Annotated in this window: 27 protein-coding genes; 16 read left to right on the forward strand and 11 right to left on the reverse strand. The window is 66.5% G+C overall.

Annotation, left to right across the window (positions count from 1 at the left end; all coding sequences use genetic code 11):
• Positions 1-67 precede the first annotated feature (67 nt).
• From QZ847_RS08490 to QZ847_RS08550, 13 genes are all read left to right on the forward strand, one after another.
• The gene (locus QZ847_RS08490; RefSeq protein ID WP_294192442.1) at positions 68-640 is read left to right on the forward strand and encodes a NifU family protein; all 573 of its coding nucleotides are present in this window, start codon (positions 68-70) and stop codon (positions 638-640) included.
• Positions 641-682: 42 nt separating this feature from the next.
• Positions 683-1,276, forward strand: coding sequence for a malonic semialdehyde reductase (locus tag QZ847_RS08495; RefSeq protein ID WP_294355411.1), 594 nt, complete (start codon positions 683-685; stop codon positions 1,274-1,276).
• Positions 1,277-1,333: 57 nt separating this feature from the next.
• Complete coding sequence (gene tsaB / locus QZ847_RS08500; protein WP_294355439.1) at positions 1,334-1,972, forward strand: tRNA (adenosine(37)-N6)-threonylcarbamoyltransferase complex dimerization subunit type 1 TsaB; 639 nt, start codon at positions 1,334-1,336, stop codon at positions 1,970-1,972.
• Positions 1,969-2,442 carry a ribosomal protein S18-alanine N-acetyltransferase gene (gene rimI, locus QZ847_RS08505; protein WP_294355442.1) on the forward strand — a complete coding sequence of 158 codons (474 nt, stop codon included), beginning with the start codon at positions 1,969-1,971 and terminating at the stop codon, positions 2,440-2,442. The genes tsaB and rimI overlap by 4 nt, the downstream gene beginning before the upstream one ends.
• Positions 2,443-2,501: 59 nt before the next feature.
• Positions 2,502-2,924 (forward strand): Fur family transcriptional regulator, encoded by a 423-nt coding sequence (locus QZ847_RS08510; RefSeq protein ID WP_019517064.1) that lies wholly within the window; start codon positions 2,502-2,504, stop codon positions 2,922-2,924.
• Positions 2,925-2,934: 10 nt separating this feature from the next.
• Positions 2,935-3,651 carry a 1-acyl-sn-glycerol-3-phosphate acyltransferase gene (locus QZ847_RS08515; RefSeq protein WP_294355445.1) on the forward strand — a complete coding sequence of 239 codons (717 nt, stop codon included), beginning with the start codon at positions 2,935-2,937 and terminating at the stop codon, positions 3,649-3,651.
• A gap of 47 nt (positions 3,652-3,698) precedes the next feature.
• On the forward strand, positions 3,699-5,021 hold the full coding sequence (miaB, locus tag QZ847_RS08520) for a tRNA (N6-isopentenyl adenosine(37)-C2)-methylthiotransferase MiaB (protein ID WP_294355450.1): 1,323 nt from the start codon (positions 3,699-3,701) through the stop codon (positions 5,019-5,021).
• A gap of 82 nt (positions 5,022-5,103) precedes the next feature.
• Entirely contained in the window at positions 5,104-6,105 is a 1,002-nt protein-coding gene (locus QZ847_RS08525; protein ID WP_294355453.1) for a PhoH family protein, read from the forward strand.
• Complete coding sequence (gene ybeY, locus QZ847_RS08530) at positions 6,102-6,614, forward strand: rRNA maturation RNase YbeY (protein WP_294355456.1); 513 nt, start codon at positions 6,102-6,104, stop codon at positions 6,612-6,614. Before QZ847_RS08525 ends, ybeY begins: the two co-directional genes overlap by 4 nt.
• Positions 6,615-6,624: 10 nt before the next feature.
• On the forward strand, positions 6,625-7,539 hold the full coding sequence (locus QZ847_RS08535; RefSeq protein WP_294355458.1) for a hemolysin family protein: 915 nt from the start codon (positions 6,625-6,627) through the stop codon (positions 7,537-7,539).
• A 147-nt stretch (positions 7,540-7,686) separates the two neighbouring features.
• Entirely contained in the window at positions 7,687-9,906 is a 2,220-nt protein-coding gene (katG, locus tag QZ847_RS08540; protein WP_294355461.1) for a catalase/peroxidase HPI, read from the forward strand.
• 254 nt (positions 9,907-10,160) lie between these two features.
• Complete coding sequence (locus tag QZ847_RS08545; RefSeq protein ID WP_294355576.1) at positions 10,161-11,507, forward strand: sorbosone dehydrogenase family protein; 1,347 nt, start codon at positions 10,161-10,163, stop codon at positions 11,505-11,507.
• 5 nt (positions 11,508-11,512) lie between these two features.
• Positions 11,513-11,761 carry a hypothetical protein gene (locus tag QZ847_RS08550; protein WP_294355464.1) on the forward strand — a complete coding sequence of 83 codons (249 nt, stop codon included), beginning with the start codon at positions 11,513-11,515 and terminating at the stop codon, positions 11,759-11,761.
• Here QZ847_RS08550 and QZ847_RS08555 read toward each other — a convergent pair.
• The 3 genes from QZ847_RS08555 to QZ847_RS08565 form a co-directional block, all read right to left on the reverse strand.
• Complete coding sequence (locus QZ847_RS08555) at positions 11,746-11,946, reverse strand: hypothetical protein (protein ID WP_294355467.1); 201 nt, start codon at positions 11,944-11,946, stop codon at positions 11,746-11,748. The two genes, QZ847_RS08550 and QZ847_RS08555, sit on opposite strands and share 16 nt — an antisense overlap.
• A 76-nt stretch (positions 11,947-12,022) precedes the next feature.
• Complete coding sequence (locus QZ847_RS08560) at positions 12,023-12,325, reverse strand: polyhydroxyalkanoic acid system family protein (protein WP_294355469.1); 303 nt, start codon at positions 12,323-12,325, stop codon at positions 12,023-12,025.
• Positions 12,322-12,756 (reverse strand): VOC family protein, encoded by a 435-nt coding sequence (locus QZ847_RS08565; protein WP_294355471.1) that lies wholly within the window; start codon positions 12,754-12,756, stop codon positions 12,322-12,324. Before QZ847_RS08565 ends, QZ847_RS08560 begins: the two co-directional genes overlap by 4 nt.
• 137 nt (positions 12,757-12,893) lie before the next feature.
• On the opposite strand from QZ847_RS08565, the gene lnt reads away from it, so the two are divergent.
• On the forward strand, positions 12,894-14,435 hold the full coding sequence (gene lnt, locus QZ847_RS08570) for an apolipoprotein N-acyltransferase (RefSeq protein WP_294355473.1): 1,542 nt from the start codon (positions 12,894-12,896) through the stop codon (positions 14,433-14,435).
• A gap of 47 nt (positions 14,436-14,482) precedes the next feature.
• A complete protein-coding gene (gene metK, locus QZ847_RS08575) occupies positions 14,483-15,700 on the forward strand; it encodes a methionine adenosyltransferase (RefSeq protein WP_294355477.1) in 1,218 nt (405 codons plus the stop codon).
• A 28-nt stretch (positions 15,701-15,728) separates the two neighbouring features.
• On the opposite strand, the gene QZ847_RS08580 is transcribed toward metK, so the two are convergent.
• The 3 genes from QZ847_RS08580 to QZ847_RS08590 are packed head-to-tail and all read right to left on the reverse strand — an operon-like array spanning position 15,729 to position 17,985.
• Complete coding sequence (locus tag QZ847_RS08580) at positions 15,729-16,340, reverse strand: phosphatase PAP2 family protein (RefSeq protein WP_294355480.1); 612 nt, start codon at positions 16,338-16,340, stop codon at positions 15,729-15,731.
• Positions 16,337-17,173, reverse strand: a complete 837-nt coding sequence (locus QZ847_RS08585; protein ID WP_294355483.1) for a formate/nitrite transporter family protein — start codon at positions 17,171-17,173, stop codon at positions 16,337-16,339. Before QZ847_RS08585 ends, QZ847_RS08580 begins: the two co-directional genes overlap by 4 nt.
• A gap of 23 nt (positions 17,174-17,196) precedes the next feature.
• Positions 17,197-17,985 carry a hypothetical protein gene (locus tag QZ847_RS08590; protein WP_294355486.1) on the reverse strand — a complete coding sequence of 263 codons (789 nt, stop codon included), beginning with the start codon at positions 17,983-17,985 and terminating at the stop codon, positions 17,197-17,199.
• A 48-nt stretch (positions 17,986-18,033) separates the two neighbouring features.
• Here QZ847_RS08590 and QZ847_RS08595 point away from each other — a divergent pair, with 48 nt between their 5' ends.
• The gene (locus tag QZ847_RS08595; RefSeq protein WP_294355488.1) at positions 18,034-18,714 is read left to right on the forward strand and encodes a tRNA (guanosine(46)-N(7))-methyltransferase TrmB; all 681 of its coding nucleotides are present in this window, start codon (positions 18,034-18,036) and stop codon (positions 18,712-18,714) included.
• 290 nt (positions 18,715-19,004) lie between these two features.
• Here QZ847_RS08595 and QZ847_RS08600 read toward each other — a convergent pair whose 3' ends face one another.
• The 5 genes from QZ847_RS08600 to QZ847_RS08620 all read right to left on the reverse strand — a co-directional run bounded on the left by QZ847_RS08600 (position 19,005) and on the right by QZ847_RS08620 (position 24,899).
• Complete coding sequence (locus QZ847_RS08600) at positions 19,005-19,163, reverse strand: DUF2256 domain-containing protein (RefSeq protein WP_294355491.1); 159 nt, start codon at positions 19,161-19,163, stop codon at positions 19,005-19,007.
• Between the two features lie 23 nt (positions 19,164-19,186).
• Positions 19,187-21,859, reverse strand: a complete 2,673-nt coding sequence (metH, locus tag QZ847_RS08605) for a methionine synthase (protein ID WP_294355494.1) — start codon at positions 21,857-21,859, stop codon at positions 19,187-19,189.
• 69 nt (positions 21,860-21,928) lie between these two features.
• Positions 21,929-22,975 carry a homocysteine S-methyltransferase family protein gene (locus QZ847_RS08610; protein ID WP_294355580.1) on the reverse strand — a complete coding sequence of 349 codons (1,047 nt, stop codon included), beginning with the start codon at positions 22,973-22,975 and terminating at the stop codon, positions 21,929-21,931.
• 14 nt (positions 22,976-22,989) lie between these two features.
• Positions 22,990-23,943 (reverse strand): methylenetetrahydrofolate reductase [NAD(P)H], encoded by a 954-nt coding sequence (gene metF, locus QZ847_RS08615; protein WP_294355496.1) that lies wholly within the window; start codon positions 23,941-23,943, stop codon positions 22,990-22,992.
• Positions 23,940-24,899 carry a metalloregulator ArsR/SmtB family transcription factor gene (locus QZ847_RS08620; RefSeq protein ID WP_294355499.1) on the reverse strand — a complete coding sequence of 320 codons (960 nt, stop codon included), beginning with the start codon at positions 24,897-24,899 and terminating at the stop codon, positions 23,940-23,942. The genes metF and QZ847_RS08620 overlap by 4 nt, the downstream gene beginning before the upstream one ends.
• Positions 24,900-25,009: the final 110 nt, after the last annotated feature.

The following is a 25,009-nucleotide window of genomic DNA, read 5'->3' on the forward strand; positions in this document are numbered from 1 at the left end:
CGCGCTGAAACGATCGCTTTCGTGGACGCCGCTTGATCCCGCCGCCGCGCCGGGCCACATCGCCGCCATGCTGATCGAAACAGAAGCCACGCCGAACCCGGCGACCCTGAAGTTCCTGCCCGGCCGCGTCGTCATGGATGCGGGCACCCGCGACTTCGCGACGCCGGAGGAGGCCGAGGCCAGTCCGCTGGCGCAGGCGTTGTTCGATCTGGGCGACGTGACCGGGGTGTTCTTCGGGCGCGACTTTGTGTCGGTGACGGCGGCGCCGGGTGTCGCCTGGAGCACGCTCAAGCCTGACGTGCTCGGCATCCTGATGGATCATTTCGCGGCGCAGATGCCGCTGTTCCGCCCTGCCTCCGCTGGCTTCTCGGTTCCGGCAGAAGAGGAAGCGTTCGCCGACGATCCCGCCGACGCCGACATCGTCGCGCAGATCAAGGACCTGATCGACACGCGCGTTCGCCCGGCGGTGGCGAACGACGGCGGCGACATCGTTTATCGCGGCTTCGACAAGGGCAAGGTGTATCTGCGGATGCAGGGCGCGTGCGCGGGCTGCCCGTCGTCGAGTGCGACGCTGAAGAACGGCATTGAGCAGCTGCTGCGCTATTATGTCCCCGAGGTGAGCGAGGTTCGCGCGGTCTGATCTGCCGCGCACCTTTCTTTTCATCCACGACCCGGAGCCTCCATGTCACAGCCCCTTCCTGACGCCGCGCTCGATCAGCTGTTCCGCACCGCGCGCAGCTACAACGGCTACACCGACCAACCCGTCAGCGAAGATGACTGCCGCGCGATCTGGGAGCTGGCGAAGATGGGGCCGACCTCGGCCAACCAGCTGCCGGCGCGGCTGGTGTGGTGCACGTCGGAAGAGGCAAAGGCGAAACTCGCCGACTGCTGCTCCGACGCGAACAGGCCGAAGGTGCTGAAAGCGCCGGTGACGGTCATCGTCGGTATGGACACCGATTTTCACGAACACCTGCCCGAGCTGTTCCCGCACACCGACGCGAAGAGCTGGTTCGACGGCAATCGCGAGCTGCGTGAGGCGTCGGCGTTCCGCAACTCGTCGTTGCAGGGCGCGTATCTGCTGATGGCGGCGCGCGCGCTCGGGTTCGACACCGGCGCCATGTCGGGCTTCGACGGCGGTGCGGTCGACAAGGCGTTCTTCGCCGATCAGCCGGCGGTACGCACCAACTTCATCATGACGATCGGCCACGGCGATCCCGCGTCGATCTTCGACCGTAGCCCACGCCCGGCGTTCGAGAAGTTCAACACGGTTGCATGAAGCCGCGCGGGCGGCAAAAGCCTGCGCGATGTTCCTTCGCCGTCCCCAACTGCTGCCGTGAGCCGCGCCGACCGCCTGCTCGTAATCGACACCGCGACCGCCGCCTGCTCGGTTGCGCTGTTCGAGGATGAAACCTTGCTCGCGCGGCGCCACGACGTGGTCGGGCGCGGCCATGCCGAACGATTGCTGCCGATGATCGCCGATCTACCCGACGGCGGACGCGCGCCGCACATCCTGGTCGATGTCGGTCCAGGCAGCTTCACCGGCATTCGCGTCGGCATCGCCGCGGCGCGCGCGCTGGCGCTTGGCTGGGAGGCCGAGGCGCGCGGCTACAGCGCCCTCGCGCTGATCGCCGCCGCGGCGCTGGCGAAAGGCGATTTGTCAGAGCTTGCGGTCGTCACCGAAGGCGGGCACGGTGAGGTCTTCATGCAGGCGTTCGCCGCTCCCTTCCATGCGCTGGACGAGGTGCAGTCACTGCGCCCGGAGGCAGCGCTCGACGCGCTGCAGGGTCGCCGCGCGATCGGCAGCGGCACGCGCTGGCTCGCCGACCTGAACCCCGCCTTTGAGATCGCGGAGGCGTGGCCCGACGCTGCAGACGCGCTTCTCCTTCCACCCGCCTTTCGCGCACTTCCACCTGCACCGCTTTACGGCCGCGCGCCCGATGCGAAACCGCCGACACCCAAGGCGCCGCGGTGAGCACGCAGCTCCACCAGGTCGAACTCGCCAGCGGCCGCGTCAGCGACGCCGACGCGGTGGATCGCGTAATGCAGGCGGCGTTTGATCCGCGCTACGGCGAGGCGTGGACGCGCGCGCAATGCGTCGGCATCCTGACCATGCCCGGCGTCTGGCTCACACTCGCCAGGATGGAGGGCGAGGTGGTCGGCTTCGCGCTGGTCCGCGCGATCATGGACGAGGCCGAACTGTTACTGATCGCGGTCGCCCCCTCTGCGCGCCGCCGCGGGGTTGCAGGAGCGCTCATGCGGTCGATGCTGGCGGAATGCCGTGGGCGCGGCGTCAAGCGGGTCCATCTGGAGGTTCGCGCCAACAATGCCGCCATCGCGCTCTACTGCGCGCAGGGCTTCACCAAGGCAGGCGAGCGCCGCGATTACTATCGCGCGAAATCGGGCGAGACGTTCGACGCGCACACCTACGCGCGCGACCTGTAGGCGTTTTTGCGAGTCGCTAGCGCTTTTCGCAACAAGCCTTAGCCTCTAAGAGCCGCTTCATGCCTCGCAACATCGATCTCGAAGCCCTTTGCCACCAGAAGGGTCTGCGCATTACCGAGCAGCGCCGTGTCATCGCACGCGTCCTGTCCGAAGCCGACGATCATCCCGACGTGGAAAAGGTGTACGAGCGCGCGTCGAAGATCGACTCCGGCATCTCGATCGCGACCGTCTACCGCACCGTCCGCCTGTTCGAGGAAGCGGGCATCCTCGACCGCCACGATTTCGGCGACGGCCGCGCGCGCTATGAACCAAGCCCCGAGGCGCACCACGACCATTTGATTGACGTGGAAACCGGCAAGGTGATCGAATTTGTCGATCCCGAACTCGAGCAGCTGCAAAAGGCGATCGCGGAGAAGCTCGGCTTCCGCCTGGTCGATCACCGGATGGAATTGTACGGCGTCAGCCTCAGCCGCAAGGACTAGGCGCGTTCGCATGGCCGGCGGGGTTCGCACCGCGGCGCGGCTGGCGATGCTGATCGTCGCACTGCTCGCCGCGCTGCTACTGCATGGATTGTGGCGGCTTGTGCGCGCGCCCTCCCCCTGGCCGCGGCTGTTTCTGGGCGCGGTTGCGCGAATTGTCGGCGCGCGCGTGCGCGTCGTAGGAAGGCCGCTGCGACGCGACGTGGTCGTGCTCGCCAATCACCTCAGCTGGATCGACATTCTGCTGCTTGCGGGCGCCAACGGCAGCGCGTTCGTCGCCAAGTCCGAGTTGCGCGGCGTGCCGCTGATCGGCTGGCTGTGCACGCTCAACCACACGATCTTCGTCGCCCGCAGCGACCGGATGAACGTCGCGGCGCAGGTGACGCAACTGCGCGACGCGCTCGCGCGGCCATGGCCGGTGACGATCTTTCCCGAAGGCACGACCGGCGACGGCGTGACGTTGCTGCCGTTCAAGGCCGCGCTGCTCGGCGCGCTCGACCCCGCACCGGCGGGACTGATGATCCAGCCGGTCCGCATCGACTACGGCGCGGCGACACCTGAGCTCGCCTGGATCGGCGACGAGCCCGGGGTGGATCACGCGCGCCGCGTACTGGCGCGCGCCGGTCGCTTCACGGCGACGCTTCACTTCCTCGAACCCTTTGTCCCCAGCGGCGACCGTAAGGCGATCGCGGCCGAGGCACGTGCGCGGATTGCTGCAGCCGCCCGGTAGCAGGGCAAGTGTAGCGATTACCGGCACTTTGCCCTATGGGCGCCCCCATGAAGTCGCCCCCGAAAACCTTTCACGTCAAGTCGTTCGGCTGCCAGATGAACGTTTACGACGGCGAGCGCATGGCCGAACTGATGGCGGCCGACGGCCTGACCGCGACCGACGACGCCAACGCAGCCGACCTCGTCGTGCTCAACACCTGCCACATCCGCGAAAAGGCGACCGAGAAGGTTTATTCGGACATCGGTCGTATCAGAAAGCACGCGGGCAAGGACGGGCGCGCGCCGATGATCGCGGTCGCGGGATGCGTCGCGCAAGCCGAGGGGGCTGAGATCGTACGCCGCGCCAAGGTCGACGTGGTGGTCGGACCGCAGGCGTACCACAACCTGCCCCGCCTCGTCGCCGATGCCGCTACCGGCACCGCCGCGCTCGACACGGACATGCCGCTCGCCTCCAAGTTCGGCGCACTGCCCGCGCGTCGCAAGGTCGGCCCGAGCGCGTTCCTGACCGTGCAGGAGGGATGCGACAAGTTCTGCACCTATTGCGTCGTGCCCTACACGCGCGGCGCGGAGGTCAGCCGCTCGTTCGCGCAGGTGCTGGACGAGGCGAAGGCGCTGGTGGATGCGGGCGCGCGTGAAATCACGCTGCTGGGGCAGAACGTCAACGCGTGGGAAGACGCGGATGGCCGGGGCTTGCACGACCTGATCCGCGCGATGGATCGCATCCCGGGCCTGTCACGCATCCGCTACACCACCAGCCACCCCAACGACATGCGCCAGGGCCTGATCGACGCGCACCGCGACGTCGAGAGCCTGATGCCGTTCCTCCACCTGCCGGTGCAGGCGGGATCGGACCGCGTGCTCAAGGCCATGAACCGCAGCCACACGCGCGACAGCTACCTGCGACTGCTCGACCGTATTCGCGACGCCCGCCCCGATATCGCGCTTTCCGGCGACTTCATCGTCGGATTTCCCGGTGAAACCGACGCGGAGTTCGCCGAAACACTGAGCCTGGTCGACGCGGTCGGCTACGCGCAGGCGTTCTCGTTCAAGTACAGCCCCCGCCCCGGCACCCCCGCCGCCGACATGGATGAACAGGTCGCCCCCGAGGTGATGGACGATCGCCTGCAACGCCTGCAGGCCGCGCTCAACCGCGATCAGACCGCGTTCAACGCGCAGGCGGTCGGACGCACCTGCCGCGTGCTGGTGGAACGGCGCGGCAAGCTGCCCGGCCAATGGCTCGGCAAGTCGCCGTGGCTGCAATCGGTTCATCTGATCGGTGACTATGCGATCGGCGACTTGGTCGACGTGGTGCTGACGCAGGCTGGCCCGAACTCGTTGACCGGCGAGGCTTGCGTGGCAGTCGCAGCCTGAGCGAATTCTCGTGCGGTGACGACAGGGCAGTTGCGCGCGCGCCCGCGAGTGCTCACCTTGTGCGGGTAAGTGAAAGGACCGCATGAGTCGCAAGCCTGCTCCCGCCCAGATGGGTGAACGTGCCCGCGTCGAACTTCTGTTCGACAAGCCGCAACTGCTGGTACAGCTGTTCGGCCAATATGATCAGCATCTGGTCGCGCTGGAGAACCGGCTGGGGGTCTATATCACCGCTCGCGGCAACCGCGTCGGGCTGGAGGGGACTGCCGAGCAGGTCGCGCTCGCCCGCGACGTGCTGAACGACCTGTATCAACGGATCCAGCGCGGCGAGGAGGTCGACACCGGCCTCGTCGACGCGTCGATCGCGATGGCGGCCGAGCCGGTGTTGAGCGGCATTATCCGCGCCGATGCGGGGCAAGGCGCGCCCTCGGTGATGATCCGCACGCGCAAGAAGACGATCGTGCCGCGCACGCCGGCTCAGGCGCATTACATGCGCGAGCTGACCACGCATGACATGATCTTTGCACTCGGTCCCGCGGGCACGGGCAAGACCTACATCGCGGTCGCGCAGGCGGTGGCGCAGCTCATCACCGGCAGCGTCCAGCGGCTGATCCTGTCGCGCCCCGCGGTGGAGGCGGGCGAGAAGCTCGGCTTCCTGCCTGGCGACATGAAGGAGAAGGTCGATCCCTATCTCCGCCCCCTGTACGATGCGCTGCACGACTGTTTGCCCGCCGAGCAGGTCGAGCGAAGGATCGCGAGCGGGGAGATCGAGATCGCACCGATCGCGTTCATGCGTGGGCGCACGCTCGCCGACGCATTCGTGATCCTCGACGAAGCGCAGAACACCACACCGGCTCAGATGAAGATGTTCCTGACACGCTTCGGGCAGAACAGCCGCATGGTGATTTGCGGCGATCCGAACCAGACCGACCTGCCCGGCGGCGTCCGCGCCAGTGGCCTCGCCGACGCGACGCAGCGATTGGACAGCGTCGAAGGCATCTCGCTGTGCCGGTTCAGCGCCGCCGATGTCGTGCGTCACCCGATCGTCGGGCGCATCGTCGAGGCGTACGAAGGGGTCGACGGATGATCCACGTCGAGCTGACCTGCGAGGAACCGTGGGACGACGGCGCCGATTGGGAGGCGCTGACGCTCGCCGCCGCACGCGCCGCGGTCTCGCGCACGCCGCACGGCGAACTGCTAACCACGCCCGCGCACGTCGAGGTGAGCGTCCGGCTGACGAGCGATGACGAGGTGCACGCGCTCAACCGCCAGTATCGTGGAAAGGACAAGCCGACCAACGTGCTGTCGTTTCCGATGGTGCAGCCCGACCTGATCGACACGGTGACGCAGAACAGCGACGACGGCGAGGTGCTGCTGGGCGACATCGTGCTCGCGCACGGCGTCTGCGTGAGCGAGGCGGCAGAGCGTGGCATTTCGGTCGAGCAGCACCTGTCGCATCTGATGGTGCACGGCACGCTTCATCTGCTAGGCTATGATCACGGCACCGATGAAGAGGGGGACGCGATGGAGGAACTCGAACGCGCGGCGCTCTCCGATCTCGGCATCGCCGATCCGTATCTGATCCGGGAGGAATGACGCAGCCACTATGGCCGAGGACCGAAGTAGCGCCGCGCACGGCGGCGACTCCAACGAACAGAATATCTGGAGCGGATTGCGCAACCTGATCTTCGGCGAACAGCGCGAAGAAACGTTGCGCGATCAGCTCGAAGAGGTGATCGACCGGCACGAGGACGATCCCTCCCCCGACGCCAAGGGCGACCTGACCCCACTCGAGCGGCAGATGGTGCGTAACCTGCTCCATTTCGGCGAGCGCGACGCGGGCGATGTCGGTGTGCCGCGCGCCGACATTGTCGCGGTGGAGGAGCGCACCACCTTCGACCATCTGGTGCAGGTGTTCGCCGAGGCCGGCGTCAGCCGCCTGCCCGTCTACCGCGAGAACCTCGATACGATCATCGGCATGGTCCACATCAAGGACGTGTTCAACATCCTCGCGAGGTCTGCCGACAAGCCCGCGGATATTGCCGCGCTGATCCGCCAGCCGCTGTACGTGCCAATGTCGCGCGGCGCGCTCGACCTGCTCGCCGACATGCGCCAGACGCGCGTCCACCTGGCAGTCGTGCTCGACGAATATTCGGGCACTGAGGGCCTCGTCACGATCGAGGATCTGATCGAGGAAATCGTCGGCGAGATCGAGGACGAGCATGATGAGGCGCCCGCCCCGCTACTGGTGCCGATCGATGGCGGCGCGTGGGACGCCGACGCGCGCGTCGAGCTGGAGGACGTCGCCGAAGCGATCGATCCGCGCCTTGCCGAGGTCGAGAACGACGTCGACACGATCGGAGGGCTCACTGCAGTGCTTGCCGGACACGTGCCGGTGGTGGGCGATTGCCTCGATCATCCGAGCGGCTGGAAGATCGAGGTGATCGATGCCGACGAGCGCCGCGTCAACAGCGTGCGCCTCCACCCGCCGGTAACACCGCCTGATGGTGATGATGACTGATCGAGCGCGACGATCAATCCAGGCGTGATTTAGCGTTTCCCCGATCAGTCGTCACACGCTAGACACGCTCATCCATTATCCCGAGCCACGTTTCCGCCGAGGTGGAAGCAAAGTGGCCTGAACGCGCCGACGAGGAGCCAGAAACACATGGACGCGATTACCGAAGGCAGCCCCATCAACGATCCCAACAAGCAGCCCGCCGCGATGCGCTCGCTGCTTGGTCGCACCGCGCGCGACTGGTGGCCCGACACGCTGCCGCTCGAAATCCTGCAGACCGATGGTCAGCCCGCCAATCCGATGGGTGCGGAGTTCAACTACCGCGAGGCGTTCAAGACGCTCGACTATGCCGCGGTAAAGGCAGACCTGACCGCGCTGATGACCGACAGCCAGCCGTGGTGGCCGGCCGATTACGGTCACTACGGCCCCTTCTTCATCCGCATGGCGTGGCACTCGGCCGGCACCTATCGCACCGGTGACGGTCGCGGCGGTTCGTCGTCGGGCGCGCAGCGGTTCGCGCCGCTCAACTCGTGGCCGGATAACGGCAACCTCGACAAGGCACGTCGCCTGCTGTGGCCGATCAAGCAGAAGTACGGCCGTGCGCTCAGCTGGGCCGACCTCTTCATCCTGACCGGCAACGTCGCGATCGAGTCGATGGGCGGGCCGACCTTTGGTTTCTCGGGCGGGCGTGAGGACGTGTTCGAGCCGCTCAAGGACATCTACTGGGGTACCGAGGAGGAGTGGCTCGGCCAGACGCGCATCGACGAGGAGGCTGGCCTCGCGCTTGAGAGCCCACTTGCGGCGATCCAGCACGGCTTGATCTACGTCAATCCCGAGGGTCCGGGCGGCAAGCCCAACCCGATGGGCTCGGCGCGCGACATGCGTGAGACGTTCGCGCGCATGGGCATGAACGACGAGGAAACCGCTGCGCTGACCGCGGGCGGCCACACCTTCGGCAAGGCGCACGGCAATGGCGACGCGTCCAAGGTCGGCAAGGAGCCGGAGGGTTCGGACATCGCGGCGCAGGGTCTCGGCTGGACCAGCACGCACGGCACCGGCATGGGCGACGACACGATCACCTCGGGCATTGAGGGCGCGTGGACGCCGACGCCGATCACCTGGGACATGACTTACTTCGACATGCTGCTCGACCACGAGTATGAGCTGACGAAGAGCCCGGCGGGTGCGAACCAGTACCATCCGGTCGGCGATCCCGAGGACACGCTCGCCCCGTCGGCGCACGTCGAGGGCAAGAAGGTTCCGACGATGATGACCTCGGCGGACATGGCGCTACGCGAGGACCCCGCCTACCGTGCGGTGATGGAGAAGTTCCGCGCCGATCCGGCGTACTTCGCCGACGCCTGGGCGCGCGCGTGGTTCAAGCTGACCCACCGTGACATGGGCCCGAAGCAGCGCTACATCGGACCGGAAGTGCCGTCGGAAGAGCTGATCTGGCAGGACCCGATCCCCAAGGCCGACTACGCGCAGATCAACCAGTCGGACGTTGTCTCATTGAAGCAGGCGATCGCGAACTCCGGGTTGGAGATCAGCGAGCTGGTCACCACCGCCTGGGCATCTGCCTCGACCTACCGCAAGTCGGACCATCGCGGCGGCGCCAACGGCGCGCGCATCCGCTTCGCGCCGCAGAAGGATTGGGACGTCAACGAGCCCGAGCAGCTCGCCCGCGTCCTCTCGGTCTACGAGGGGCTGAAGGCCGAGTTCGACGGCAAGGGTAGCAAGAAGGTATCGATCGCCGACTTGATCGTGCTCGGCGGCAACGTCGGGATCGAGGCCGCAGCGAAGGCGGCGGGCAAATCGATCGAGGTGCCGTTCACCCCGGGCCGCACCGACGCGCTGGAGGAGCAGACCGATACGGCGAGCTTCGACGTGCTGGAACCCAAGGCCGACGCGTTCCGCAACTACCTGCAGGTGCGCTTCACCGTGCCGACCGAGGAGTTGATGGTCGACAAGGCGCAATTGCTCGGCCTGTCGACGCCGGAGATGGCGGTGCTGATCGGCGGTCTGCGCGTGCTCGGCACCAATCACTCGAACGCGAAGCAGCACGGCGTCTTCACCGATCGTCCGGGTCAGCTGACCAACGACTTCTTCGTCAATCTGCTCGACATGAAGACGGCGTGGAAGCAGGTCGATGAGAAGAGCGATCAGGAATATGTCGGCACCGATCGCCTGACCCATGAGCATCGCTGGACCGCGTCGCGGACCGACCTGATCTTCGGCTCCAACTCGCAGTTGCGTGCGGTGGCCGAGGTCTATGCGATGGACGACGCAGGCGACAAGTTCGTCGGCGACTTCGTGGCGGCGTGGAACAAGGTGATGAACGCGGATCGCTACGACCTGCTCACTGCCTGACGTTATCCGATTGTGCTGCCGGGTTTCGCCCGGTAGCGCGGCGGAGATAAGCTCGGTGGGGCGCGGGGTGCACAGGCACCTCGTCCCCTGCCCTTCGGACCGGCGGAACAAGCCCTTCGGGTCGCACCGGGGACGCTGAACCGTCGGGGGCCGCCGGCATGCCCCCCATGTCGGCGGTCCACTCTTTTCTGCGGCGGAAATCGCGCAGCGTACAACCGCGTGCATCCGACAACGATCGCGCTTACATGGCGATCATGCTCAAGCACGTGCTCGCAGTTTTTGGCCTGATCGCCCTCGTCGCCGTCGGCATCGTCGTTTATCTCGCCTGGCCAGACAAGGCACGGCTCGACGTCAACGCGGTCGCGGGCGGACGCCCCGACATCACCGCCCCGCGCGAGCAGGTGATCCCGACCGTTGGCACCGCCGACCCGATCGGATGGAAGAACGGCGAGCGGCCGACTGTCGCTGCCGGGCTGACCGTTCAGCCGTTCGCGACTGGCCTCTCGCATCCCCGGTGGCTCTACCGACTGCCCAACGGCGACGTGCTGGTCGCAGAGACCAACTCGCCTCCGCGCGAGGGCGGCGGCATCCAGGGCTGGGTGATGAAGCACCTGCTCGGCAAGGTCGGTGCGGGGGTACCCTCGGCCAACCGCATCACGTTGCTGCGCGACGCGAATGGCGACGGTGTGGCGGAGATGAAGACGGTGTTCATGACCGGGCTCAGCTCGCCCTCGGGCATGACCTTGTTCGACGGGCAGCTCTACGTTGCCAACACCGACTCGCTGGTGCGCGTGCCGTACACGAGCGGACAGACTAAGATCACGTCCACGCCCGAGCTCGTCGTGCGTTATCCCGGCGGCGGCAATCACTGGGCGCGCAACGTCATCCAGTCGGAGGATGGCCGCACGCTATATCTGTCGGTCGGATCGTCGTCGAATATCGCCGAGAACGGCATCGACAAGGAACGCAACCGCGCCGTCGTCCTGCAGGTCTATCCGAAGGAAAAGACCTTCCGCATCTATGCCGCGGGCCTGCGCAACGCGAACGGCATGGCGCTCAACCCCGACACGCGCGCGTTGTGGACCGTCGTCAACGAACGCGACATGCTCGGCTCCGACCTCGCGCCCGATTACCTGACCGCGGTCGAGTTCGGCGATCACTTCGGCTGGCCGTGGTATTATTGGGGCGGCTATCCCGACGCGCGGGTCGAGCCGAAGAACCAGGAATTGCAGCAATATTCCAAGCGCCCCGACTACGCGCTCGGGCCGCACGTCGCGGCGCTGGGGCTGTCGTTCGCGAACGAACTGCGACTGGGTGACCGCTTCGCGCGCGGCGCCTTCGTCGGTGAGCATGGATCGTGGAACCGCAAGCCGCTTTCGGGCTACAAGGTCGTGTTCGTGCCCTTCACGCCGCAGGGCTGGCCGGTGAAGGGTGCCAAGCCGATCGACGTCGTCACCGGCTTCGTCAACGCAGACGGTGAGGCGCATGGTCGCCCGGTCGACGTGAAGGCGGACGCGCACGGCGGCCTGCTGGTCGCGGACGATGTCGGCAACACGATCTGGCGTGTCAGCGCGCCGCAGCCGATCGCGGCGGCGCGCTGATCCCCTTGGCTGAGCAACGTTCGACGCTCCGTTCGTTGCGCTCGGTGGTAGAAGCGCTGATCTTCATCGTCACGACTGTGGCGCTCGCCAAGGTCGCGCAATATGCAGCGGTCGATCAGCTGGGCGGATCGATCGGCTTCCTTACGGCCTCGTTCCTCGGGGCTGCGCCGGTGGTCGTCGCAGCGGCGACGGTCCGCAGGTGGACGCAGCGCAGCAGGCTGTTCGAAGAGACCGGCGATCAGTCGAGCAGATAGTTGTCCAGTACGACGGCTAGTTCGTGACATGACAGGCAGCTGGGATGCGCACAGTTCGAGATCGTCTGCCGGATCGTCGTGAGCACGTCGCGGTGGAGTCTCACCAACGTTGGTTCATCGTGACCATTCGCCACGAGCAGGTCTGTCAGCGGCGCGTCGAGCACCGGGATCGTCGTTATACGCATACAGGAAGTTTCCTCCGAAGCGACAGCGAGCGTTCACTCCTGAGGTTGCATGCACCTCCAATGCGGAGGTAATTTCTTACTCAAGCAGCTTCGGCCCCTCCTTTTGCAACTTCGCGCGCAGCTGGTCGCCGAACATGGCGAGAAAGCCGGGCAGCTCGAACGAGGCGTGCACGTTGCTCTCGCCGACGTCGAGCCGCACCGCGACACGCTGTCCCATCCCCTCCGCCACGAAATTGAGCGTGTCGCCGCTCCAGTGATGCTCGGCGACGTGCCCGCCGGGAATGAAGCCGGCGAGCTTGCCGAAGCCGCCCTCGATCCGCTGCTTGGCAGCCGCCTTGCCGAGGCGATGCGGCAGGTCGACTTCGATCGGCTGGGTCATGCGGACATCTCCTCGGTCGCGAACAGCATTGTGTCGTCGGCGAACGCCTTGAACTCCAGCGCGTTGCCCGACGGATCGCGGAAGAACATGGTCGCCTGCTCACCCACCTGCCCCTTGAAGCGGATGTGCGGTGCGATCCCGAACGCAACGCCGGCCGCTTCGACCCTGTCGGCGAGCGTGCGCCAGTCGGACATGGTCAGCACGACGCCGAAATGCGGCACGGGGACGTGGTGCCCGTCGACCGCATTCTCGACCGCGACCGGCTTCGCGCCCAAATCGAGGTGCGCGACGATCTGATGTCCCATCAGGTCGAAGTCGATCCACTCGGCGCTCGACCGGCCCTCGGCACAGCCGAGCACACCGGCGTAGAAGGCGCGTGCGGCGGCGAGGTCGTGAACCGGAAACGCGAGGTGAAACGGTCTTAGTGTCATGCCAGCGTGATACAGCGCCGTGCGACGCGCGTCACCAGCTTGTTGCCGCAAGCACGACGCGCTTGTGCGCGCACGACCGCTCGCCCAAACAGCCCTCGATACATCGCCGCCTGTGCGGTGAGCCGAGGAAAGCCTGCTTGTCCCACTTACTTTCGCGTTACCCTGCTCTCGCTGCGCTAGCCCTCGGCGCCGTAGCCGCATGCGGGTTCGCGCCGCTGCAACTCTGGCCGCTGACGCTCGCCTGCTTCGCCGCGTGGATGTGGCTGGTGCACGACGCGCCGACGTGGAAGGCGGCGTTGTGGCGCGGCTGGGTGTTCGGCGTCGGGCATTTCACGATCAACGACAACTGGTTTCAGCACGCGTTCGACTTTCAGGACAAGATGCCGCCGGTGCTCGGCTATGTCGCACCGCTCGCGCTGGCGCTCTATCTCGCGGTGTTCCCGATGGCAGCGGCAGGGATCGCGTGGTGGTTTCGCAAGCCGCGCCTCGACCTCGCCTGGATCCTGCTGTTCGCCGCGACGTGGATCGCGACCGAGTGGGTGCGTAGCTGGCTGTTCACCGGTTATGCCTGGGATCCGCTCGGCGTCATCTGGGTCCCGGTGCAGCCGGCCGCGATGCTGGCGCGCGTGACCGGGACCTATGGTTTATCGGGCCTGACGGTCGCGCTCGCGGGAGCGCTGCTGGTGTTGCCGCAGGGCATGAAGGTCGTAGCGGGCGGCGGCGCGGTGGGGGCATTACTGGCCGCACAAGCGCTCAGCTACCGCGACGTTTCACCCCCGCTCACCCCGACGAACCCGCGCCTCGTCGTCGTGCAGCCCAATGTCGCGCAGGACGAGCGCGGCGAGAGCGACGGCGAGATGATGCTGCGCCGCCTGTCCGCGCTGTCCGGCAGGCCCGGTGCCGCGCCTAGGCTCGTGTTGTGGCCTGAGGGCGTGATCCGCGACTTCGTCGAGGACGGCTATCCGTTATGGGTTTACGGCAACCGCAGCCCGTACGTCATCCGCGAGCGGATGGCGGCGCTGCTCAGCCCGCGCGACCTGCTGCTGACCGGGGGCACCGCGCTCAACTTCAAGGCCGACGGCGACATTGCGTCAGGCTACAATTCGGTGTTCGCGATCACGCCCGACGCGCGGATCGCCGCGCGCTACGACAAGGCCCACCTCGTTCCTTATGGCGAGTATCTGCCGATGCCGTGGTTGCTCAAGCCGCTGGGGCTTGCGCGGCTGGTGCCGGGCGACGTCGACTTCCTGCCTGGACCGGGGCCGCGCACGCTCGACACGGCCGCCTTCGGTGCGATCGGCGTACAAATCTGCTACGAAATCATCTTTTCGGGACAGGTAATCGGTCCGACGCATCGCCCGCGCCTGTTGTTCAACCCGTCGAACGACGCGTGGTTCGGTCGCTGGGGACCACCGCAGCATCTGGCGCAGGCGCGAATGCGCGCGATCGAGGAAGGGCTGCCGATCGTACGCGCGACCCCCAACGGCATCTCCGCGGTGATCGCCGCCGACGGTGCGCTGCTGGCGACCGTTCCGCACATGAAGGCAGGCGCAATCGAGGCAGCGCTGCCGGCACCTGCCCCTGCGACGCTGTTCTCGCGCATCGGCAACTGGATGGCATTCGTCGTCTCCGCACTGCTGATCGCCGCAGCCCTTGTCCTGCGTCGCCGTGCGCGATAGAGGTCATTTAAAGCTATCTTTATATCGTTATCTGTTGCGGAGCTATCATGCGCCAGTCGTTCCTGTTCACCTCCGAGTCCGTGTCCGAAGGCCATCCCGACAAGGTCGCCGACCAGATTTCAGACGCGATCGTCGACCTGTTCCTGTCGAAGGACCCGCAGGCGCGTGTCGCGTGCGAAACGCTGACGACCACCAACAAGGTCGTGCTCGCGGGTGAAATCCGCGGCAAGGGCGTGTACGAGAATGACGCCTGGGCGCCGGGGATCGAGGAAGAGATCGAGCGCACCGTGCGCGAAACCGTGAAGCGGATCGGCTACGAGCAGGACGGCTTTCACTGGCAGACGTTCGACTTCTCGAACAACCTCCACGGCCAGTCGGTCCACATCGCGCAGGGCGTCGATGAGAGCGGCAACAAGGACGAGGGCGCGGGCGACCAGGGCATCATGTTCGGCTACGCCACTGACGAGACGCCCGGGCTGATGCCCGCGACGCTCTACTACAGCCACAAGATCCTCGAGCGGATGGCGGCCGATCGTCACTCGGGCGCTGCGCCGTTCCTGGAGCCCGATGCGAAGAGCCAGGTGACGCTGCACTACGAGAATGGCGTACCGGTGAAGGCGACCGCGCTCGTCGTCTCGACGCAGCACAAGCCCGGTTACTGCGAGATCGGCGACAAGGCGGACGCTGCCAAGTACGCCGAGCTGCGCGATTATGTGAAGGGCGTGTTCACCGACGTTCTGCCCGACGGCTTCGTGTCTGACGACACCAAGCTCTACATCAATCCGACCGGCACCTTCGAGATCGGTGGCCCCGATGGCGACGCCGGACTGACCGGGCGCAAGATCATCGTCGACACCTACGGCGGCGCAGCCCCGCACGGTGGCGGCGCGTTCAGCGGTAAGGACCCGACCAAGGTCGATCGCTCAGCGGCCTATGTCGCGCGCTATCTGGCGAAGAATGTCGTCGCAGCCGGGCTCGCCAAGCGCTGCACGATCCAGCTCTCCTACGCGATCGGCATCGCCGAGCCGCTGAGCGTCTACGTCGACCTGCACGGCACCGGCAAGGTTGACGAAGCTGTGCTGGAGGAAGCGCTGCCCAAGCTCGTTCGCCTGACGCCAAAGGGCATCCGCGAGCATCTGAAGCTCAACGCGCCGATCTATTCCAAGACCGCCGCTTATGGTCACTTCGGTCGCGACCCGGAGGGTGACACCTTCACGTGGGAGAAGACCGACCTCGTCGAGCAGCTCAAGGCCGCCGTCGCCTGATCTGATTTCGACGACAACCGGCCCTTCGCTACATCGATGTGGCGGAGGGCTTTTTCATGACTCGAGCGAGAACGACCGGCTCAAGCCGGTCGAGCACATAGCCGGCGACCCGCTCCGACACCCAACCCACCACCGCGCCGCTCAGCACGTCGGACAGGTAATGTGCGCCGCGTGGTACCTGCGTGGCACTCGCGATCATCGCCACGGTGCGTGCGGGAGCCGCGACACGCGGAAACTCATGCGCGACCGCCTGGGCGACAGCGATGGCACCGGCGGTATGTCCAGAAGGAAAGGCGTTCGCAGCCTTGTCGTTGGTGCCGCTGCCGGGCTTGATCTCGGGCTCATGCTCGACCGCATTGGGGCGCAGTCGATCGACGCTACCCTTCAGCACCGTCTTCGCCGCATTGGCGACCAAGTGCGCGGCGAACATGCGCACGCCGACACGGATCACACCGCGGCGACGCAGCAGCAGGCCCGCAGTCAGCGTTGCGCCGCTCAGCAGCATGAGCGGCGTCTCGTCCGCAAGCTTGCTCAGCGGCGTCAAGGCGCGGACAAGCGCCCCGTCCTGCAACGCGAGCACAGGCTCGAGGAGTCGATGCTCGGCAACCGCCGCCTGCCTGACCTTCTCCGTCGCGCTCATCGATCCAACCCGCCTTCGGGCATCTCGGGCCGCACCTGTCCGTGCGCGAGCACCGCGAACAATCCTGCGCCACCAACGAGATTGCCGATCACGGCCGGCGCGATCTGCGCGAACAGCGCGCGCGCGATGTCGATCTTGCCTGCCCAGACCAACGTGAACGCCTCCGCCGATCCGACGACCGAGTGGCTGAGCCCGGTGATACCAACCGCATAGGTCACGGTGAAGATGACCAGAAACGATTGCTCACGCGCATTCGGCAGCATCCACGCGATCGACGCAATCATGAACCCCGCGGGAATTGCGGTCCAGAAGGTCGACATCGCATCGTGGCGCAGGATCACCTCCGACACGCTGACCATGCCGTCACGCAGCGAAGCGTCGAGCATCGGCAGGTGCATGAGCGCGAGGGTGGTCAGCGCGGTGCCCGCCAGATTGGCGAGGATGACCAAGGCCCATAGGCGCAGCGTGCGCTTCAAGGTCCACATCGACGGCCGCGTCACGAGGGGCAGCATTGCGGTGATGGTCGACTCGGTAAAGAATTGCATCCGCCCGAGGATTACGATGACGAAGCCGAGCGGGTAGCCGAGCGAGACTACCAGCGTCCGCCACGGCGTCTCCCCAATGCCGGTGTGGAGCGCGGCTTCTGCCAGCAACGAGGCGTTGATCGCGAAGCCGGCGGCCAATCCGGACCACAGCAGCGACGCGGCGGGACGGTTGACCTCCTCCTCGCCCTCCTCGCGGACGGCGCGGTGGACCTCTTTGGCGTCGGCCGCCTTGAGCTCCTCGATCTCTTCCTCGTCGCGGCTGGACGTGGACCCGCTTGGCTGTGACATCACTCCTGAACCAGCGACGGGGTTCAGGGTTGCAGCGCCGCCGTATAGGCGCCGAACGGCTCGGCCAGAAGCACGCGCCCATTCCGCAGCACCTGCACGCCGCCGCCGCCACGCGCCGGGTCTACCGACACGAAGACACGGAATGTGTAGCCTGCGTTCTCGAACTGGTAGACGCGCCGGGTGCCGCGACGGTCGATCAGCCGGCCGCCGTCGATCGTCAGCGACGCTCGCGTATCGCGACCGCCCCACGGCTGCTCGATCTCGGGCAGCCGGGTGTCGTCGTTGTAGCTGCGGTACCGGTAACCGTGGGTCGGCGTCGCGGTGACCTGCACCGACCGGCTTGGCGTGATGCCGAGCACGCGCGTCTGCGGCGCGAAGCGGCAGTTGGTGGTTTCCTTTCGCCACTTGATCGACGTGACCGCGGGCGTCGTCGCACCCGGCTCGACGATGCCGGGATTGAGCGCGTGGATCCAGCCGAGCTGTTCGCCGCCGGCCCCGGTCAGCGAATAATAGATCTGGTTCATGCCCGGCTCGCCGCGCCCGAGCGTTGCGTCGTTGCGCGTTGCCGCCAGACCGGGCTTGTCGAGGCTCCACAATTGGACGCGCCGGTCACGTCCGGTCACCGACAGCACGAGCGCGCGATCGCTGTTGGTCGCGTCGCACACGAATGCCGCCTGCGCCCACCCCGCACCGGCGCGCGTGAACATGGAAATCGAGGGAGCGGGCGCGAGTTGCGCTGTCACCTCCGCTGCAATTGAGAACCCGCCAGCCGCTGCCGCGCCGACAAACAGCGCTAGCCTTGCCCACCGCATGCTTCTCTTCCGTTTCGTTTTCGCGCGGCAGCGGTTAGGCGCGCGCAGATGAACGACCCCACAACGATCCGCCGGCTCTACGGGCGCCGGCAAGGCCATGTGCTGCGCGCCGGACAAGCCGCGCTGATCGACGACATGCTCCCGCGCGTTGCGGTGCCGGCCGACGGTCCGCTCACCGCCGAGCGGCTGTTCGGCGACGCGCGACCCATGCAGGTGGAGATAGGCTTCGGCGCCGGCGAGCATCTGGCCGAACAGGCGAAGGCGGCACCGGACACCGGCTTCATCGGGTGCGAGCCGTTCCTGAACGGTGTCGTCGGCGCGCTGGGGCATATCCGCGATGGCGCACTCGACAACGTTCGCGTTCACATGGGTGATGCGCTAGAGGTGATCGAGCGCCTGCCCGACGCCAGTCTGGACCGCGTCTATCTGCTCCATCCCGACCCCTGGCCCAAGGCGCGCCATGCCAAGCGTCGGATGATGAACCACGGCCCAATGGACCTGATCGCGGCGAAGCTGAAGCCGGGCGCGGAGTTCCGACTCGGTACCGACGACGAAATCTACTGCCGCTGGGCCATGATGATCATGAACCAGCGGAGCGACTTCGTCTGGCAGGCGCAGACCTCGCACGACTTCCTCAATCGCCCGACAGACTGGCCCGAGACGCGCTACGAGCGCAAGGCACGTCGCTACGGACACGAGGTGTGGTACTTTCGCTACCTGCGAGTGTGACCGCCTTCGGCGCCGGAAAACCCGGGCTTTCCGGGTGAGCGGCCAGCGTGCCGCTCACCCCCTTTGCAACGCCGGTCCGACCGGCGACATCCTCCTGCGCGCATTATTATGGCTTGCGGCTAAGTTGATCGCCTAGACGAGCGCGAGACCAAAAAAAAGGCCGGGAAGACCCGGCCTGTGAAAGTTTTTAGGAGAGGATGCCTGAAAGGCCCGATCCTTGTGCATCGCAGCAGCGGCGCTTGCAAGTGCAATGTCATCGATGTCAGCATGCAAAAAACGCAACCACAACTCTATTGATGCGAATGCCTCGCAGAAGCGGCGTCGCGCCGACAGCGGTCGGAGCAGTAGATCACGTGATCCCAGTCGCGCCCCCACTTCTTGCGCCAGGCAAACGGACGCGCGCAGACCGGGCAGGTTTTTGTCGGCAGGTTCAGCTTCTTGTGCGCCATATCGGGCACTCAACGCGCGAGGCTCAATCGAGGTTCGGGCGCAGCAACCGCGTCGCGCGCTCGCGGTCCACGCCGAGCCGCTGCGCATAATCCTCCAGCTGGTCCTCGCCAACTCGCGCGACGCCGAAATATTCCGCCTGCGCGTGCCCGAAGTAGAATCCGCTGACTGCCGCGGTCGGCAGCATCGCGAAGCTCTCGGTCAGCTCGAGCCCGACGTTGGCCTCTGCGTCGAGGAGATCGAACAGCGTCCGCTTGAGCGAATGTTCGGGACACGCCGGATAGCCCGGCGCCGGTCGGATACCACGATACTGCTCGCGCACCAGCGCCTCGTTGGTCAGCTGCTCGTCGGGTGCATAGCCCCACAGATCGGTGCGAACGTGCTGGTGCAGCCGCTCGGCAAATGCCTCGGCGAGCCGATCCGCCAGCGCTTTCAGCAGAATGTCGTTATAGTCGTCGTGCGCGGCCTTGTATGCCGCCAGATGCGGTTCGATCCCGTGAATGCCGACCGCGAAGCCGCCGATCCAGTCGCCTGCGGGATCGATGAAGTCGGCCAGACACATGTTGGCCCGTCCCTCGCGCTTGGCGATCTGCTGGCGTAGGAACGGCAGGCGGGTCGAGTGCTCGTCGCGGCGGTCGAGATTGGGGACGCTGAACCCCGCCGGGATCGCGCCGCCGTCAGGGCTGCGGTGCGCCTCGGCGTGGCGATCGTGCACCCAGATATCGTCGTCGTGGCGGTGACACGGCCACAGCCCGGCGACGCCGCGCGCGGTCAGCCACTTCTCCGCGACAATGCGGTCGAGCATCGCGCGCGCGTCGGCGTACAACCCGGTCGCGCTCTCCCCGACGACCTCATCCGACAGGATTGCGGGATAGGTGCCGGCGAGCTCCCACGCGCGGAAAAATGGCGTCCAGTCGATATAGTCGACAAGGTCGGCAAGATCCCAGTCGTCGAACACATGGACGCCCGGCTGCTTCACCGCGGGTGCCTTCAACGCCATGTCGGCCTTGAACCCGCGACGGCGTGCCTCGGCGATTGGCAGCAGCGCGTTCTGCCCCTTGCCCTCGCGCGCATCGCGCACCGCCTGATAATCGGCGGCGACCTGGGTGACATAAGGATCGCGCTGCGTGTCGGAGACTAGCGTGGTCGCGACACCCACCGCACGACTGGCGTCGAGCACGTGGACGACCGGGCCCTTGTACGCCGGCGCGATGCGCAGCGCCGTGTGCACCTTCGACGTCGTCGCACCGCCGATCAGCAGCGGCATCGTCATTGCGGCGCGCTGCATTTCCTCGGCCACCGTCACCATCTCGTCGAGGCTCGGCGTGATCAGGCCCGACAGGCCGATCATGTCGGCGTCATTCTCGTTCGCGGCCTCCAGAATCTTCGACCACGGCACCATGACGCCCAGGTCGACCACCTCGAAGCCATTACACTGCAGCACGACGCCGACGATGTTCTTGCCAATGTCGTGGACGTCGCCCTTGACGGTCGCCATGACGACGCGGCCCTTGCCCTTCGCGCCCGGCTCCTTGGATGCCTCGATGAAGGGCAGCAGGTGCGCGACCGCCTTTTTCATCACGCGCGCCGACTTCACCACCTGAGGGAGGAACATCTTGCCCGATCCGAACAGGTCGCCGACGACGTTCATGCCGTCCATCAGCGGGCCTTCGATGACCTCGATCGGCCGTGCGAAGGCTTGCCGGCATTCCTCGGTATCGTCGACGACGTACGCGTCGATGCCCTTGACCAGCGCGTATTCCAGCCGCTTGGTGACCGGCAGGCTGCGCCACTCCGCCGCCTGCTTCTCCGCCACTGCGTCGGTGCCGCGGTAGCGTTCGGCGAGCGCGACCAGCCGGTCGCCCGCGTCCGCGTCGCGGTTGAGCACCACATCCTCGCACGCGGTGCGTAGCTCGGGATCGATCGTGTCATAGACGTCGAGCTGCCCGGCGTTGACGATCGCCATGTCCATGCCCGCGGGGATCGCGTGGTACAGGAACACCGAATGCATCGCGCGGCGCACCGGCTCGTTGCCGCGGAAGCTGAACGACAGGTTGGAGAGGCCACCCGAGATATGGACGTGCGGGCAGCGCGCCTTGATCTCCCGGCAAGCCTCGATGAAGTCGACGCCGTAGTTATTGTGCTCCTCGATCCCCGTCGCGACCGCGAACACGTTGGGGTCGAAGATGATGTCCTCGGGCGGAAAGCCGATGCCGGTTAGCAGCTTGTACGCGCGCTCGCAGATCTCGACCTTGCGATCCTTGGTATCGGCCTGCCCCGTCTCGTCGAAGGCCATCACGACCGCGGCGGCGCCGTAGTTCATGCACAGCCGCGCGTGGTGGAGGAACGCTTCCTCGCCCTCCTTCATGCTTATCGAGTTGACGATCGGCTTGCCCGACACGCATTTCAGCCCGGCCTCGATCACCTCCCACTTGGACGAATCGATCATGATTGGCACGCGCGCGATATCGGGCTCGGCGGCGATCAGTTTCAGGAACGTGGTCATCGCCTCGACCGCGTCGAGCAAACCCTCGTCCATGTTGACGTCGACGACCTGCGCGCCGTTCTCGACCTGGCTGCGCGCGACCTCGACCGCGCGGGTGTAGTCGCCCGCCATGATCATCTTCTTGAACGCCGCCGACCCGGTGACGTTGGTTCGCTCGCCGACGTTGACGAAATTGGCGGAGGTGTTGGTCATGACGTTCCTGTCACCCCCGCGCTGACGGGGCATGAGTCTGTTGTTCGAGTTGACGGGGTAATCGGGCGATCACGCCGCCATGAAGAACGGCTCCAACCCGGCGAGCCGCGTACGCACCGCCGGTACCGGCACCTGCCGCGGGGCGAGGCCGCGCACGCCTTGCGCGATCGCCGCGATATGCGCGGGCGTCGACCCGCAGCAGCCGCCCAGCACGTTGACTTGGCCCGCCTCAGCCCATTGCCCGACCAGCCCCGCGGTCGTCGCGGGCGCCTCGTCATAAGCGCCCAGCTCGTTCGGCAACCCGGCGTTGGGATAGACCATGATTAGCGTGTCGCAGATCTCCGACAGCGTCTTCACGTGCGGGCGAAGCTGTTCCGCACCGAACGAGCAGTTGAGCCCGATCGTCAGCGGCCGCGCGTGGCGCACCGCGTGCCAGAACGCCTCCACCGTATGACCCGACAGATTGCGTCCCGACAGATCGGTCAGCGTCATCGACAACATGATCGGCAGGTCCCGCCCGAGCGCTTCTCCCGCCTCGATCGCCGCCATCACGCCGGCCTTGGCGTTGAGCGTGTCGAACACCGTCTCGATCAGCACGAAATCGGCACCGCCCTCGACCAGCGCGTCGATCTGCTCGCGGTAGACTTGCTTCAGATAGTCGAAGTCGATCTCGCGGTAGCCGGGATCGTTGACGTCGGGCGACAGCGACAGCGTCTTGTTGGTCGGCCCGACCGCGCCCGCGACGAAGCGGGGGCGGCCGTCACGCGCCTGGAACTCGTCTGCGATTTCTCGCGCCAGCCGCGCGCTCTCGACGTTGATCTCGCGCACCAGCCCCTCGGCGCCATAATCGGCCTGGCTGATACGGTTCGCGGAGAAGGTATTGGTCTCCGCGATATCCGCACCCGCCTCGAAATAGGCGCGGTGGATCGCGGCGGGTACCTCGGGCTTGGTCAGCGCGAGGATATCGTTGTTGCCCTTTTGATCGTGGCCGAGCGACAGCGTACCGGCGTAGTCGGCCTCCGACAGCTTCCAGTTCTGGATTTCGGTTCCGAACGCGCCGTCGGTGATGAGGATGCGCTTGGCGGCTTCCGCGTTGAAGATGTCGCGCACGCTCACGCCGCCGAACCCGCTCATGCCGCCACCTTCGCCTGCGCCGCGCCACCGGCACGCACGCCGAGCAGGTGACAGATCGCGAAGCTCAGCTCGGCCTTGTTCATCGTGTAGAAGTGGAATTGCTTGACCCCGCCCGCGTAAAGCTTGCGGCAGAGTTCCGCCGCGACCGTCGCCGCGACGAGCTGCCGCGCCGCTGGGCGATCATCCAGCCCCTCGAACAACCGTGTCAGCCATGCTGGAACGTCCGTCTGGCACATCGCCGCCATCCGCATCACGCCCGCGACGCTCGCGATCGGCATGATGCCGGGCACGATCTCGGCGGTAATTCCCGCCGCGGCGGCGGCATCGCGGTAGCGGAAGAAGGTGTCGGGCTCGAAGAAGAATTGCGTGATCGCGCGGTTCGCGCCGGCGTCGATCTTGCGCTTGAGGTTGTCGAGGTCGGCGGCGGCGTCGCTCGAATCCGGGTGGCACTCCGGATAGGCCGCGACCGAAATCTCGAACGGGTGCAGCCGGCGCAAGCCCGCCACCAGCGCCGCCGCATTCTCATACCCGCCCGGATGCGGCGCGTAGCCATCCGCGCCCGCAGGCGCATCGCCGCGCAGCGCAACAATGTGGCGTACCCCCGCCGCCCAATATTCCTGCGCAATCGCGTCCAGTTCCTCGCGCGTCGCCTCGACGCAGGTCAGATGCGCGGCCGCCGGCACGTCGGTCTCACGCGCGATCCGCGCCACCGTCGCGTGGGTACGATCGCGCGTCGAGCCGCCGGCACCATAGGTGACCGACAGGAAGCGCGGGTTGAGCGGTTGCAAGGTCGCGATCGATTGCCACAACACCTCCTCCGATTTGTCGGACTTGGGCGGAGAGAATTCGAAGCTCACGTCCACGTCGCCGCCGACATCGGCGTAGAGCGGGCCATCGTGCGCCAGCACCGCTTCGTTCACCTGCCTAAATTCTTTTGCCTGCGTGCTCATGCCGCCTTCACCTCGCCTGCGCGCCCGGCCGCCTTGCGACCGAGCCACAATTTCACCGTCAGTTCACCGCCATCCAGCGTCTCGATCCGTGCCGGCATCAACCCGGCGGCGGCGAACCAGCCCTCGATCTGCGCGTCGGAGAAGCCGAGGCGCGTGTGCGCGTCCTGTGTCCGCAATTCCTCGCGATCGTGCGGCGCGAAATCGGCGATCAGCAACCGTCCCCCGGCCGACAGCACTCGCGCTGCTTCCGCGATTGCGGCACCCGGCTGCTGCGCGAAATGGAGCACGTGGTGCAGGATCGCGACATCCGCGCCACCGTCCGCCAGCGGCAAGGCGTAGAGATCGGCCTGACGCAGCTCGGCATTGCCCAGCCCCTGCTCGCCCAGCTTCGCACGCGCGAGGCGCAGCATCTCCGAGCTGCGATCGATCCCGAGCGCGGTGGTCGCCGCGCGGGCGAACAGCTCGATCATGCGCCCGGTGCCCGTGCCGATATCGATCAAGCGGCCGATCGGCTCGCCCGCCAACACGCGGATCATCGCCGCCTCGACCTGCTCCTCGGCGATGTGGAGCGAACGGATCGCGTCCCACTCGCGCGCGTGGCTCTCGAACCAGCCCGCCGCCGCCGCCGCACGGTCGGCACGCACCGCCGCCAGCCGCGCCGCGTCGGCGCTCGCCTGCCGGTCAGGCGCCCCTGCCTCCCACGCATCCAGCGCGGCGAGCACAGGCGCGACGCGCGCCTGCTCGCCCAGCGCGACGAACACCCAGCTGCCTTCCTTGCGCCGCTCGGCCAGGCCTGCGTCGGTCAGGATCTTGACGTGACGACTGACGCGCGGCTGACTCTGCCCCAGCACCTGCGCGAGTTCGCCGACCGACAGCTCCATCGCGCGCAGCAGACAGACGATCCGCAGCCGCGAGCTGTCGGCAAGAGCACGAAAGATGTCGAGCGCGGCGTCCATGACCTCAAGATATAAAGATATCTTTATATGCGGTCAACGTAGCGTGGAGTTGCGCGGATGTGGGAGCCAAGCGCACGGACGCGACGTTGAGCCATCCGAACAACGAAGGG

This window comes from uncultured Sphingomonas sp. (genome assembly GCF_913778135.1).
Lineage (GTDB): Bacteria > Pseudomonadota > Alphaproteobacteria > Sphingomonadales > Sphingomonadaceae > Sphingomonas.

What these genes read in the sequence shown, in the direction of transcription:
- QZ847_RS08585 (WP_294355483.1), bottom strand. Translation starts at nt 17,173, where the DNA reads ATGTCACAGCCAAGCGGGTCCACGTCCAGCCGCGACGAGGAAGAGATC.
- QZ847_RS08555 (WP_294355467.1), bottom strand. Translation starts at nt 11,946, where the DNA reads ATGCGTATAACGACGATCCCGGTGCTCGACGCGCCGCTGACAGACCTG.
- metF (WP_294355496.1), bottom strand. Translation starts at nt 23,943, where the DNA reads ATGAGCACGCAGGCAAAAGAATTTAGGCAGGTGAACGAAGCGGTGCTG.
- QZ847_RS08595 (WP_294355488.1), top strand. Translation starts at nt 18,034, where the DNA reads ATGAACGACCCCACAACGATCCGCCGGCTCTACGGGCGCCGGCAAGGC.
- ybeY (WP_294355456.1), top strand. Translation starts at nt 6,102, where the DNA reads ATGATCCACGTCGAGCTGACCTGCGAGGAACCGTGGGACGACGGCGCC.
- QZ847_RS08525 (WP_294355453.1), top strand. Translation starts at nt 5,104, where the DNA reads ATGAGTCGCAAGCCTGCTCCCGCCCAGATGGGTGAACGTGCCCGCGTC.
- QZ847_RS08510 (WP_019517064.1), top strand. Translation starts at nt 2,502, where the DNA reads ATGCCTCGCAACATCGATCTCGAAGCCCTTTGCCACCAGAAGGGTCTG.
- QZ847_RS08490 (WP_294192442.1), top strand. Translation starts at nt 68, where the DNA reads ATGCTGATCGAAACAGAAGCCACGCCGAACCCGGCGACCCTGAAGTTC.
- miaB (WP_294355450.1), top strand. Translation starts at nt 3,699, where the DNA reads ATGAAGTCGCCCCCGAAAACCTTTCACGTCAAGTCGTTCGGCTGCCAG.
- QZ847_RS08495 (WP_294355411.1), top strand. Translation starts at nt 683, where the DNA reads ATGTCACAGCCCCTTCCTGACGCCGCGCTCGATCAGCTGTTCCGCACC.
- QZ847_RS08560 (WP_294355469.1), bottom strand. Translation starts at nt 12,325, where the DNA reads ATGACCCAGCCGATCGAAGTCGACCTGCCGCATCGCCTCGGCAAGGCG.
- metH (WP_294355494.1), bottom strand. Translation starts at nt 21,859, where the DNA reads ATGACCAACACCTCCGCCAATTTCGTCAACGTCGGCGAGCGAACCAAC.
- QZ847_RS08580 (WP_294355480.1), bottom strand. Translation starts at nt 16,340, where the DNA reads ATGAGCGCGACGGAGAAGGTCAGGCAGGCGGCGGTTGCCGAGCATCGA.
- QZ847_RS08535 (WP_294355458.1), top strand. Translation starts at nt 6,625, where the DNA reads ATGGCCGAGGACCGAAGTAGCGCCGCGCACGGCGGCGACTCCAACGAA.
- QZ847_RS08565 (WP_294355471.1), bottom strand. Translation starts at nt 12,756, where the DNA reads ATGACACTAAGACCGTTTCACCTCGCGTTTCCGGTTCACGACCTCGCC.
- QZ847_RS08590 (WP_294355486.1), bottom strand. Translation starts at nt 17,985, where the DNA reads ATGCGGTGGGCAAGGCTAGCGCTGTTTGTCGGCGCGGCAGCGGCTGGC.
- QZ847_RS08620 (WP_294355499.1), bottom strand. Translation starts at nt 24,899, where the DNA reads ATGGACGCCGCGCTCGACATCTTTCGTGCTCTTGCCGACAGCTCGCGG.
- katG (WP_294355461.1), top strand. Translation starts at nt 7,687, where the DNA reads ATGGACGCGATTACCGAAGGCAGCCCCATCAACGATCCCAACAAGCAG.
- QZ847_RS08600 (WP_294355491.1), bottom strand. Translation starts at nt 19,163, where the DNA reads ATGGCGCACAAGAAGCTGAACCTGCCGACAAAAACCTGCCCGGTCTGC.
- metK (WP_294355477.1), top strand. Translation starts at nt 14,483, where the DNA reads ATGCGCCAGTCGTTCCTGTTCACCTCCGAGTCCGTGTCCGAAGGCCAT.
- QZ847_RS08515 (WP_294355445.1), top strand. Translation starts at nt 2,935, where the DNA reads ATGGCCGGCGGGGTTCGCACCGCGGCGCGGCTGGCGATGCTGATCGTC.
- QZ847_RS08545 (WP_294355576.1), top strand. Translation starts at nt 10,161, where the DNA reads ATGCTCAAGCACGTGCTCGCAGTTTTTGGCCTGATCGCCCTCGTCGCC.